Below are 11,114 nucleotides of genomic sequence, written 5' to 3' on the forward strand. Positions count from 1 at the left end.
GGGATGCTTTTTGCATCATGACCAAGTTTCAATGAGCACCTTGGCTACCAACCCAGCTGGCCACATCCTTGCCTAAAGCAGCCACTGTGCGATCCAAAACAGAGCAAGAGCTCTTAAACCCACCAAATGCTCCGCCCATAGAACCACGCGTAAAGGTTTTCTTGGCCACTTCTTTACCATTCTGAAACAGCGCGGCACTGGCGGTCACCCCTTTGGCATGGCCAATAAATGCATTTCCCGCGCTCAAAGCACTCTCCATGCGTACATCCACATAATCGGTTTTTTGACTCAAGTCATCCCCTGTGCCCACCAAATCCAAACCTTTGCTTTTGCCATTTTCAATCATACTGTCGGCAAAGGTTTTACCTAGGTTTGTGCACTCACTGACAATTTTGTCATTAATGGTCGACGCATCCCGATAAGGAATGGACTGAGCCACGAAAACTTGTGCCTGCGCCACTGACACCACAGCCACGCCCATTAACACCAATATTTTCTGCGTGATTCTAGCCAACATTCTAATTCCTTATCTATATTTTATATATGACCACCACATAACCGGGTGCATATTAAGATGTTCATCATGGCCAGTCAAACACCGCAATGGATTCCACATGGGCGGTTTGCGCAAATAAATTCATGATTCCGGCGGCGCTGAACCGATATCCTCGTGCAACCAAAATACCCGCATCCCGAGCTAAGGTACCAGGGTTACACGACACATACACAACGCGCTTAGGCAATTTGTTTTCAGGCAACCCATGCAATGCCTGCACCAGAGCCTGAGCACCAGCTCGTGGCGGGTCTAACAGCCATTTATCCGCCACGCCCCAGCGCACCGCATCTATATCGGTCACAGCAAATAAATCAGCTTGGCCAAACTGAGCCTGTGCCGATAAACCATTTGCTTTGGCATTGGCTTGGGCTTTGGAAACCATGGCCGCAACGCCTTCTATGCCGATGACATTGGCACCCAATCTCGCCATGGGTAAGCTGAAATTGCCCAGCCCGCAAAACCAATCCACAATCAACTCATCCGCCTGAGGCTGTAATAAAGCCATGGCTCGATGCACCATCAGAGCATTGGTTCGCCCATTAACCTGAGTAAAGTCTTGCGGGGTAAAAGCAATATTCACCTGATATTCCGGTAACCGATAATGCAGACTACCTACACCGGTCGCATATACAGGCTGGCTAGTGCGCGGCATGTTTTTTTTATCGACCCACCACAATTGCCAAGGCGACCACTTTGCCTACTCAGCCCATGCATGCACGCCTGCCATTGCGGTTGTTGTGCCTGTGCAAAAGGCCGGTCTGCTTCAATCAGAAGCGCGGAAACCTCATCTCCTTCACACAACTGCACTTGGCGAATACCCAAATACTGCGCACAAGCACGCAACATCGATTTAATGGGCCCAATGGCAGCTGACAATCCATGAGCCAACACAGGACAAGCATCAATATCCACCACCTCATGAGAATAGGCTGCCTGAAAACCCAGCACTACTGAAGAAGCAACATGGCGTATGGAAAAGCGCACACGTTCACGATAATGCCAAGCAAACCATAAATAGGTGCCAATATTTGTGTCGGCCAAACCTGACCAATACGGCGCAGTTGTGCTTCAAACACCCGCTGTTTAAAAGCCACTTGGGCTGCATCATCAATGTGCTGCCACTGACAACCACCGCAGCGCACGGCATAAGCGCAAGGTGGACTACGGCGAACATCGCTGTAATCCCGCCACTGCCTTGCGCGCCCTTCTATCAAATTTTTCTTCTCACGTATACTCTGCCACCACACCGTTTCCCCTGGTAAGGCATCGGCCACAAACACGACTTTGCCGTCTGTCCGCCCGATACCCCGACCATCGTGATCAATATCGGTGATCCATAAAGGGCCTTTCAACACCGACTGCTCAGACATTACAAATTGATTGGGCACTGCCTTTCCTTCATAAACAAATCGTTGCGCGATGATGGCAACCAAGCTTCATATTTTCTCACATTTTTTTGCCATTACGGTATGATGAACGCCTGCGTTGTTAACCGGATATTACAACAATGATGAAAAAATTAACCCTCACACTCACTACCTTATTGTGTACAGGTGCTGCACTGGCCGCCATTCCTGAGCCTGATTTTGCACCGCCCGCTCAAGGCCAACAGGTGGTTTTAAACATTCCTCAGTTGCGCTTGTTTTTGTACCAAGATGGCAAATTGGTCAAAAGCTATCAAGTGGCTGTGGGCAAAAAAAGTACCCAGACACCATTGGGTGAATACAAAATTGGCCCCAAAGCTATAACCCCACTTGGTCAGTACCCAAAAGCATCCAAAAAGAAATGGCCAAAACTGGCAAGCCAGTGTTGAAATCGGTAGCGCCAGGACCACAAAACCCATTGGGGCCGGTATTCGTGCGTTTGGGCGATCCTCGGCTGGGCTTGGGCATACACGGCACCAATGCGCCCACCAGCGTCCCTGGGGTACGCAGTCATGGTTGTGTGCGCATGCAAAGCCCCAATGCTTTAGACTTTGCCAAAATCGTCAATCACGGTGCTGATGCAGCTGTCATTTATCAGCTTGCTTCCGTGAACGTAGACAACAACGCGGATGTTTGGCTGGTAGCCTACCGCGACCCTTATGCGCGCAATAACCTCAACAAAACCGCATTGACCAAAAGTATCGCTGCTTGGGCCGCCAAAAACGGTAAGCATGTAGACAGCAAACGCATCAATACCACATTGGATAAAAAAGCTAACACCTTGATTTGTGTTACTTGCCAGGCAAGCAAAACCAAGGTCGACGGCATTTTGCGGCCATTGGCTTGGACCAGCGGCAAAGGTGAATTGATTCAGCCCAAAGCAACCCAGAGCAATGCGCCAGATGGCGGCAACGAGCCGGATGAGCTGCCAGAAGGCAGCAGCATTGAAGTGGATGCAGAGCCAGTAAAACCCATTCCATCCAACAAAGCGGCTAAACCTTCAAATCGGACAGCAGTACCAGGAGAAACAACGGTAAATCCGCTGCCCACCAAAAGTGAAGAAGATGCTACGTTTGATCGCTTGATGTAACACCATTGAATCAAGCGCAATGGCCGACTGCTTTTTAGCAATCGGCCATTTATTTATGCCGAAGCGCGGCCTATATTGTCTCACTCCAGCGTTTGCCATAACCTGCGTTTGTCTTCGGCCTTTAACTGCTTGAGACGATATTCACAGCGGGCTGCCACTGATTTAGCCAGATGCGCGAGTACAATGCGCATCTGGAGTGGCTGATGCATGCGGGTAAAGCGAGCACCGAGCCCTTGTACGTGGGCTTGCCAGCGTTGTTGAGGGTGGTTACTAATACCGCAATACAAAGACCCGTTGGCACACAACAATAAATACACCACCCATTCACCCTGAGGCTGTGGCAAACACGGTAAGGCTGCCTGAATAGCTTCAGGCAACCTAGATTCACCAACCCACATGCACCGCTTCTTCACCCAATAATTGACTTAAAGAAACCATTAACGCCTGGCTCACACAGACTTGCCACTCTCGCCCCGGATCCAATACACCCTGCGCATAGTGATTTTCATAAGCCAGCTTCAATGGCACTTTGCCAGCACCTTCACGGTGTTGTTGCAGTAAAGCCAAAAGTGGGCCTACTTCATTTTCCGGCCACAGAGTCAATTTTAAGCTACGGGCAAACCGCTCACGGGCCTGATCCAAGGTATAAACCACATCGGCTGTAATGCGCAATCCATCGCCACCATTGTATTCGTCCACAGCGACTTTGCATTCCAACAGCAATACCTCATCGGCTTTAATAAAAGCAGCATGTTCTTCCAATACTTGCCCAGCCACGACTACTTCCTGGCGGGCACTGCCATCTTCCAATACCACCACCGCAAATTTGCCCCGCTTACCCATGATGTAGCGCACACTGGTCACAAAACCGGCCACCCATTGCCGTCGTTCGGCGGCTTTTAAATTAGCCAGGGTGGTGCTGGCAAAAGCGCGCACTTCATCTGCATAAGGTGCAAATGGATGGCCGGAAAAGTAGAAGCCCAATGCCTGCTTCTCCTCAGCCAGTTTCACCGACGGCGACCAGGGTCTGACATAAATCATTTCAACGGGTGCAATGGCATCGACAGCAAAATCAAATAACCCACCCTGATTGGCATTGGCCGATATTTGTTCCGCATTATCAACGGCCAAGCCAATATTGGCCAACAACATAGCCCGATTGGGTTCCATCTCATCAAAAGCACCTGCACGCACCAAAGCCTCGATCGTACGCCGATTGATGTGGTGTTTATCAACCCGTTGGCAGAAATCAAATAAATCCAAAAATGGGCCGCCCGCTTCCCGAGCGGCCACAATGGCATCTACCGCCGCTTCGCCTGTGCCTTTAATGGCGCCCAATGCATAGCGAATTTGCATTTGATTATTGGGGGTAAACCGATAAAACGAATGGTTTACGCTCGGTGGCAAAAAGGTGATGCCATTGGCCACACAATCATCCACAAACACCTTAAGCTGATCGGTATTATCCAACTCACTGGACATGGTGGCTGCCATGAATTCTGCTAAATAATGACGCTTCAGCCACGCTGTCTGATACGCCACCAAAGCATAAGCTGCGGCATGAGATTTATTAAACCCATAGCCCGCAAATTTTTCCATGTAGTCAAAAATTTCATTGGCTTTGGCTTCATCAATGCCTTTTTTAGCCGCACCAGCCACAAAGATGGCACGGTGCTTCACCATTTCTTCAACTTTTTTCTTACCCATGGCGCGACGCAGTAAATCGGCGCCGCCCAACGTATATCCGCCACACACCTGCGCTGCCTGCATCACCTGTTCTTGATACACCATAACCCCATAGGTAGAGGACAGCACAGGCTCCAATAACGGATGCAGGTATTCGAATTTTTCGCCACGCAATCGTCGGGTAAAATCGGGAATCAAATCCATGGGCCCTGGCCGATATAAGGCAACGAAAGCAATAATTTCTTCAAATTTACTGGGTTCTGCAGCGATGAGCATTTTTTTCATGCCCACTGATTCAAACTGAAAAACTGCAGTGGTGTTGCCTTTGGCAAAAATATCACCATAAGTAGCAGCATCGTCCAACGGGATATAGGCCACGTCGATTTTTTGTTGGGTAGTGGTTTCAATATAATTTTGAGCCAACTCAATAATGGTTAAGTTGCGCAGCCCCAAAAAATCGAATTTCACCAACCCGATTTGCTCGACATCATCTTTATCAAACATCGATACCGGAGAAGTATCATCACCGTGTGCTTGGTAGACAGGACAGAAATCAGCAATCTTTCCTGGTGCCATAATCACACCGCCAGCATGCATACCCAAGCCACGGGTCAAATCCTCTAATTTGAGCGCCAACGTCATTAATTCTTCGGCTTCTTCATCATGCAATAACTGCATGATTTGGGGCTCAGCTTCCATCGCCTTAGTGAGACTGAGCGGCTTATTGGCTTCTACCGGTACCAGTTTTGACAGGCGATCACACAAACCAAAGGGCAAATCCAACACGCGGCCAACATCACGCACCACCGATTTGGACGACATGGTGCCAAAGGTGACAATTTGGCTCACTGCGGCCATACCGTACTTGTGTCGTACATACTGAATCACTCGACCCCGGTTTTCCTGACAGAAATCCACGTCGAAGTCAGGCATGGATACACGTTCCGGATTCAAAAACCGTTCAAACAGCAGGTTATAGCGCAATGGGTCTAAATCCGTAATGCGCAACGCAAACGCCACCACAGAACCAGCTCCTGAACCCCGCCCAGGACCTACCGGACAACCATTTTGCTTGGCCCAGTTGATGAAATCCTGCACGATGAGAAAGTAGCCTGGGAACTGCATCTGAATAATCACACCCAGCTCATAATCCATGCGCTCTTGGTATTCGGGCAATTTAGCCGTTCGTTCTACCTCATCGGGATACAATACCTTCATGCGTTCAACCAAACCTTCATTGGCCAAATGCACCAGATAATCATCCAGATTCATGCCTTCTGGCGTAGGGAATACTGGTAAAAAATGCTGGCCTAGAGTCAACGTCAGGTTACAGCTTTGGGCAATGGCCACGCTGTTGTGCAAAGCCTCCGGGATATCAGCAAAGCGCTCAGCCATGATGGCTGGGGTGGCAAAAAATTGACTGGGTGTGAATTCTCGAGGACGACGTTTATCCGCCAAAACATAGCCACTGGCAATGCACACACGAGCTTCGTGGGCTTGGAAATCATCCACATCCATAAACTGGGTAGGATGGGTGGCCACCACTGGCACCTGATACTCTGCCGCCAAAGCCACGCTGGCGGTAACCACGTTTTCCCACTCAGGTTTTTCAGGCAGCCTTTGCAACTCCAAATAAAAACCATCTCCAAACCACTGCCGATATTTATGCAGCGCCACCGCCGCTTCAGCCTGCTTGTGGTTGAGTATGGCCTGCCCAATTTCACCATATTGGGCGCCCGACAAACAGATCAACCCACGGTTATCACCTTCAGCCAACCAAGCCTGCTTAATGAGTGCGCGGTTCGGGTCTTTGTTATCGCTCACATAAGCATCGGTAAGCAGATCATTTAGCCGCAAATAACCAGCGTGGTTTTTAATCAGCAGTAATAAACGGAAGGGTTTTTCTGGCTGGCGGGGATTTTCCAACCATACGTCAGCACCCATAATGGGTTTGACACCAGCATGGCGGCAAGCCTTATAAAACTTGACCATGCCAAACACATTCATCAAATCGCTGATACCCAAAGCAGGTACACCCAAGGCAGCCGCACGCTTCACCGCATCTTTGATGCGCACAATGCCATCTTCGATCGAAAACTCAGTGTGTAATCGTAGGGGAATATAAGGTAAATGTTCAGACATGGGATTCGCAGATCAAGATAGGCCACCACAAAGGCAAGATGGGCGGCGATTAAAACAAAGCCAACAAATTAATTATGAATTTTATTTTGGCGGCGGCTGCATGGATTGCAGTACCAGTTTTTGTTGGTTTAGCAACGTTTTTTGTAACTGAATAGCCTGTTGCTGTGCTTGCAACCAGATTTCCACACTATGCAATTCCAGCAATCGTTTTTCAACTTCTTCTAACGTTGTGGGCGGTAAAAAAGGTATTTGAGGCCTATTGGTTTGTAGCCAGATATCCTGCCATGCCGCAAAAGGATTATTGTCATCCATGGTTTACCTCCATTACACCGACAAAAACACCCAAGTCATCATTGTAACAGGCAGCCCTAAGGCCACATCCATATTTACACCACCGCTATAAAAATAAATCAGGCTGCTTAATGCAGCCTGATGGTATGGGGGTCCCCCGCCTGTGCCGGTCTGGACGCCATCCGCTTGAACCTTGAAGACAAGGCTAGCAACTTCGGATAGCTTCGGGTTCATCCCAAAGGACAATCACGCCCACCATCAACTCAGTCACTATCAAAAGCGAATTATTGGTTCAAAGGAATATTTGTCCTCTCGAACACCGCAGGGGAAAAACAAACTCAATTAGGGGGTTCAGCCGCCAATGCTTTATCGCAAGCCTCAACCATGCTCATTATCTTACGCTCAAAATCGCCCACTGCCAAACCATCTTTCACCGTTAATTTCAACAAATCATGGGTCAAATTCAAAGCCGCCATGATGACAATTTTATCGGTTTCAACGATGCGTCCGGTTCCCTGAATCGCATTAATCTTGTCATTGAGCATCTGCACCGCCTGAACCAATGTGCTGTGTTCTGCGGCTGGCGTACCGATATTAAACTGGCGGCCCAAAATTTCTACTTGGACTTGTTGAATCGCCTCGTCGCTCATCATGCCTCCTCACTGGCTTGTGGGAACCGCTGCAACAACGCTTGCAAATCAGCAGCACCGGCTTGCAAGGTGGCTTCATATTGACGCTTATCGGCTTGCAAGATATCTATGGTTTGCTGCAAATTTTGCTCCAACTGAAACTCACTTAATTCATACTGCTTGCACAACTGTGTTCGCTCTTCTTGAAAATCAGCCACTAATTTTTGCTGTTGGTCACGCAAACGTTTCACTTCAGCGCTCAATTGCTGCTTTTCTACCAAGAGCGCATTAAAGCGCGCCACCAATTGCGCCACGCGCGATTCCAATTGTTGGATTTGTGTATTCATAATACCGCTTCACTCCACGCTCAAGTCGGCATGTTTGCTTAATTTGCTCATGCTGTCAATGCTGCTCATTATGGTGTACCGGCCTTTTGATTGGGCGTCCCAGTCAGGCTATCCGCCAATTTCCATTCACCATCTTCCACTTGATAAATGGTCATAGCAGCTTCATTCCGCCACCCACGATTGTCAAACGTCAGCGGCCCACTGAGTAGGCCAGTAGCCATATTCAGGCTTTGCAGTTTGGGTAAAAAAGAAGCTGGCTCCGCACTATTGGCCAATTTCATAGCCGTTATAACCACCCATGCGGCATCATAGCCATATACGGCGGCTATATTCGGGTCTTGCTCAAACCGCTGTCGATAGGCTTGAGCAAAAACATCATTATTTTTGATTTGTGTTAGCGCCAAACCTGGCACCATCGCCATACTGGCTTGCGCATAATCACCTGCTTGCTGAATAAATCGATTTGTTTTGGCCTCTGCAGTGAGCATCACAGGCACCAATAACCGCGCTTGCTGCATCCGGCGCAGCAAACGAACCGCTGATTTACCATCTCCGCTGTAGAAAACCAAATCCGGCACATTGGTCTGCAATTGTGCCATCAGTTGCTGTAGCTGGGTATTGTGTACCTTATCCAAAACATATACCGTGGTATTTTTACCGCCCTGCTGCAATTGATCATGCAATGCACTCACTAACAAAGGATGCTGTCCATTACTGATGATGGCAACGCGGCGCACATCATTTTGCTGCAATAAATAGCGGGCCAACAATTGACCTTGTTGCACCACTGTTGGCTGAAGATGAAATACTGGAGTCGATTCTGAGTTTGGTGAATCAGATGCAACATAGGCGGCATCGTCACCCAAAGCCATGACAGGCAAGGCAATGTGTGTGGACTTTTCTTCAGGCAACCCAGCATAGCCCATCAAAACTGACCAATGCTGTTTTCCGATAGCACGATCCATATGCAAAGATTGTTGTTTCGTCGCGGTATCTAAGGTGAAATGCGCACTTCTCCCACCAATATTGATCTTCTTGTCATTGGCTTCTGCCAACGCCAGTTCGATGCCTTGCCGATAAGCATCGTCGTTATCGGTACCAGGTAAAAAGGCAAATACAATTGATTTATTCGACCCATTTTCTGCCATTGATGCGCTGTGACTATTCTTGCGCTCATGACCGCCGCAGGCTGCCAGCACACTCAACACACACAAACACAACAGAATTTTTTTCACCAACACCCTATCCACCTTCCCATTTTGGATTGCAGAATCATTACCACTCAACTTTAGGTGCGCGCTCCATCAAGGCATCGGCGACCTCGGCCACGGCGATATTATCATGAATCAATTGGAATAAGATTTCTGTAATCGGCATTTCTACACCCAAATGCTGTGCCAGTTGATGTGCCTCGTTGACGGTATACACGCCTTCGGCAACATGACCAAGCTCATTCAAAATTTGTTGCAAATTTTTACCCTCTGCCAACATCAAACCTACCTGACGATTGCGAGAAAGAGCACCTGTACAAGTTAAAATCAAGTCGCCCATGCCGGCCAAGCCCATCATCGTAGTCACATCTCCACCCAACGCAGTGGCTAATCGGGTGATTTCAGCCAAGCCACGTGTCATCAACGCAGCTCGGGCATTCAAGCCGCAGTGCAACCCATCAGCAATGCCGGTCGCAATGGCCAACACATTCTTCACGGCACCGCCCACCGCTGCACCCACCACATCGTGATTGGCATACAACCGCATTACCGAAGTATTCAGTGTCTGCGCCATCGTTTTTATCCAAGCCAAATGGTCAGACGCCAGCGTCACAGCACAAGGCAGCTGTTGAGCCAATTCTTGCGCGAAGCTGGGCCCTGATAAAACGCCGACACTGACGTTTTGACGAAGCACCTCAGTCAAAACTTGATGGGGTAGCAAACCGCTTTTCTGTTCAAAGCCCTTGCAAGCAGCCAATACAGGCACTTCGCCCAAACCGGCTGCCTGAAGCCTTTCAGCACTTTGGCGTAGAGCAGCCACTGGTGTTGCGATGATCACCAACTCCGCATCATTCAGTTGGGTATCAATACGCAGTGTTGGAGGAAAGGAAAATCCGGGCAAATAGCGCTGATTTTCGCCATCTTGGCTCAATGCCTGTGCATGCTCTGCATTGTGCGTCCACAAAGACACTACATGACCATGCAAACTGAAATGAATCGCCAAGGCTGAACCCCAAGCACCTGCACCCATCACACAAATTTTCATACGCATCCTCAGTTTCTTTCAACCCTATTGGCCACATCATCCGGAAATGAACCAGTCAATACCGGAATATCCAGCCACTGCGCCTCAGGGTGATGACGTTGTAGATACTGGTGTAAAAATTGCGCCGTATCGTTGGCAATCACTTGGTCGGCACTGGCACCAAACCAATTATAAGCCAGAGCAAATAGCTTAACGCCTCTTGCGCGCAATGCAGTTAGGCTGAGCAACGTATGGTTAATGCTGCCCAGGCGCCCCGATGTTACCAAAATCACAGGATAATCATGTTGTGCCACATAATCTAATGTCAGGCATTCGCTATTAATCGGCACCATGAGCCCACCAGCACCTTCCAAAAGCACCGTATCATAACGCGTGATTAGTTTTTTTGTGGCCACCTCAATGGCATCAATATTGATGCTGCGCTCGGCTAGCTGGGCGGCTAAATGCGGAGATGCTGGATAAGGAAAAATCACCGGCATGGTTAATTTTTCTTTATCTTCAGGCAGCCAACCACAGCCCATAATTTTGCGATGCGCCTCAATATCCTCAGACACCACTTCATTGCCGGTTTGGATGAATTTTTGCGTGATCACACGTTGGCCTTGTGTACGCCACAATTTGGCCAAATAACCGGTTACATAGGTTTTCCCTATTCCAGTATCAATACCACTGACAAAATAAACAGAAGCCATG

Annotated in this window: 12 protein-coding genes, 1 other RNA gene and 1 pseudogene; 1 reads left to right on the top strand and 13 read right to left on the bottom strand. The window is 48.8% G+C overall.

Translation table 11 applies throughout. The features are described 5' to 3' along the window. Window positions 1-28: 28 nt before the first annotated feature. The 4 genes from A2F46_RS05585 to A2F46_RS05600 form a co-directional block, all read right to left on the bottom strand. On the bottom strand, window positions 29-517 hold the full coding sequence (locus tag A2F46_RS05585) for a hypothetical protein (protein ID WP_066567800.1): 489 nt from the start codon (window positions 515-517) through the stop codon (window positions 29-31). A 64-nt stretch (window positions 518-581) separates the two neighbouring features. Continuing rightward, on the bottom strand, window positions 582-1,208 hold the full coding sequence (locus A2F46_RS05590; RefSeq protein ID WP_082783591.1) for a methyltransferase domain-containing protein: 627 nt from the start codon (window positions 1,206-1,208) through the stop codon (window positions 582-584). Next, window positions 1,169-1,540, bottom strand: coding sequence for a hypothetical protein (locus A2F46_RS05595; protein WP_197457574.1), 372 nt, complete (start codon window positions 1,538-1,540; stop codon window positions 1,169-1,171). Before A2F46_RS05595 ends, A2F46_RS05590 begins: the two co-directional genes overlap by 40 nt. Further along, window positions 1,504-1,944: a TRAM domain-containing protein gene (locus A2F46_RS05600; protein WP_156471570.1), complete on the bottom strand. Its 441-nt coding sequence runs from the start codon at window positions 1,942-1,944 to the stop codon at window positions 1,504-1,506. Before A2F46_RS05600 ends, A2F46_RS05595 begins: the two co-directional genes overlap by 37 nt. Window positions 1,945-2,066: 122 nt before the next feature. Between A2F46_RS05600 and A2F46_RS05610 the strand changes: the two are divergent. Then, window positions 2,067-3,070: pseudogene (locus A2F46_RS05610) on the top strand (L,D-transpeptidase). Window positions 3,071-3,150: 80 nt separating this feature from the next. Here A2F46_RS05610 and A2F46_RS05615 read toward each other — a convergent pair. The 9 genes from A2F46_RS05615 to bioD form a co-directional block, all read right to left on the bottom strand. Then, window positions 3,151-3,468 (bottom strand): GIY-YIG nuclease family protein, encoded by a 318-nt coding sequence (locus tag A2F46_RS05615; protein WP_082783592.1) that lies wholly within the window; start codon window positions 3,466-3,468, stop codon window positions 3,151-3,153. Next, entirely contained in the window at window positions 3,455-6,898 is a 3,444-nt protein-coding gene (gene dnaE, locus A2F46_RS05620) for a DNA polymerase III subunit alpha (protein ID WP_066567819.1), read from the bottom strand. Before dnaE ends, A2F46_RS05615 begins: the two co-directional genes overlap by 14 nt. A gap of 81 nt (window positions 6,899-6,979) precedes the next feature. Beyond that, complete coding sequence (locus tag A2F46_RS05625) at window positions 6,980-7,210, bottom strand: PhaM family polyhydroxyalkanoate granule multifunctional regulatory protein (RefSeq protein ID WP_066567820.1); 231 nt, start codon at window positions 7,208-7,210, stop codon at window positions 6,980-6,982. Between the two features lie 129 nt (window positions 7,211-7,339). Next, window positions 7,340-7,520, bottom strand: a non-coding RNA gene (gene ssrS, locus A2F46_RS05630) — 6S RNA. Window positions 7,521-7,527: 7 nt separating this feature from the next. Next, window positions 7,528-7,842 carry a cell division protein ZapA gene (locus tag A2F46_RS05635; protein WP_369796309.1) on the bottom strand — a complete coding sequence of 105 codons (315 nt, stop codon included), beginning with the start codon at window positions 7,840-7,842 and terminating at the stop codon, window positions 7,528-7,530. After that, window positions 7,839-8,165: a hypothetical protein gene (locus tag A2F46_RS05640; protein WP_066567822.1), complete on the bottom strand. Its 327-nt coding sequence runs from the start codon at window positions 8,163-8,165 to the stop codon at window positions 7,839-7,841. The genes A2F46_RS05635 and A2F46_RS05640 overlap by 4 nt, the downstream gene beginning before the upstream one ends. 68 nt (window positions 8,166-8,233) lie before the next feature. After that, window positions 8,234-9,406 (bottom strand): ABC transporter substrate-binding protein, encoded by a 1,173-nt coding sequence (locus tag A2F46_RS05645; protein ID WP_066567827.1) that lies wholly within the window; start codon window positions 9,404-9,406, stop codon window positions 8,234-8,236. 34 nt (window positions 9,407-9,440) lie between these two features. Then, window positions 9,441-10,421: an NAD(P)H-dependent glycerol-3-phosphate dehydrogenase gene (locus A2F46_RS05650; RefSeq protein ID WP_066567830.1), complete on the bottom strand. Its 981-nt coding sequence runs from the start codon at window positions 10,419-10,421 to the stop codon at window positions 9,441-9,443. Between the two features lie 8 nt (window positions 10,422-10,429). Continuing rightward, window positions 10,430-11,113, bottom strand: a complete 684-nt coding sequence (bioD, locus tag A2F46_RS05655) for a dethiobiotin synthase (RefSeq protein WP_066567998.1) — start codon at window positions 11,111-11,113, stop codon at window positions 10,430-10,432. Between the last annotated feature and the right edge of the window lies 1 nt (window position 11,114).

This window comes from Snodgrassella sp. CFCC 13594, assembly GCF_001590725.1.
Classification (GTDB): domain Bacteria; phylum Pseudomonadota; class Gammaproteobacteria; order Burkholderiales; family Neisseriaceae; genus Snodgrassella.